At 51.3% G+C, this 852-nt stretch carries 2 protein-coding genes; both read left to right on the forward strand.

Annotated elements, in window-relative coordinates:
* Positions 1-481, forward strand: a 481-nt coding sequence (locus R7Q48_RS25910; RefSeq protein ID WP_318133043.1) for an ABC transporter permease, incomplete at its 5' end; no start/stop codon positions are given.
* Between the two features lie 2 nt (positions 482-483).
* Positions 484-852: DUF3299 domain-containing protein (locus tag R7Q48_RS25915; RefSeq protein ID WP_318133045.1), on the forward strand; the 369-nt coding region annotated here is incomplete at its 3' end.

Consider the following 852-nt stretch of genomic DNA (forward strand, 5'->3'; position numbering starts at 1 on the left):
CAACTACCCGAAAGAACCTCTCAGTGCCATTATGCCCGGTGTCGCGCTACACGAATTGTGGGGCATGATGTCTGTCGCAGAACAGGCCTTGATGGCGGTTTCTGGTTTTGTGGTTATCGCGGGTTTACTCGGCATGTTAAGCAGCCTACTGACCAGCTTACAAGAACGACGTCGAGAAATGGCCATTTTACGCGCTATGGGAGCGCGCCCTCGCCACGTTTTTTCTCTGCTCATTAGTGAAGCGAGTTTACTCACAGCAGCAGGTATCGTCACCGGCGTTTTGGGGCTGTATGCGATACTCGCCCTACTTCAGCCCCTAATTCAACAACACTACGGTATAAATCTCACGTTAAGCACGCTTTCTGCGTACGAATGGATGCTGCTTAGCTTTGTACAATGCGCCGGTATTGTGATTGGTTTTATTCCAGCATTCCGCGCCTACAGACAGTCACTCAGTGACGGAATGACCATAAGGATCTAACGATGTGGAAAAAAGTTTTAGCCAGTTGCTTACTCGCGATTGCATTTACGACGCCGGTCATGGCGAGTGATGAGCCATTAACGCTCGACTGGATCGATCTGGTTCCTGAAGCGGAACGTAAGCTGTTCGACAGCGTGGGGATGCCCGCGTCTGATCACAGTGGTGGCGCGGCGCAGCAATCAAAAATCGGTAACGTCAGACCAGAGCTCAATGGCAGTCAGGTCAAAATCCCTGGCTTCGTGATTCCTCTTGAGGGGGATGCCAACACGGTGACGGAATTTTTGTTGGTGCCGTATTTTGGGGCCTGTATCCACGTGCCACCACCACCACCAAACCAAATCATTTACGTGAAATTTCCGAAAGGCGCACCA

The sequence above is a fragment of the Vibrio sp. 378 genome, from assembly GCF_033339435.1.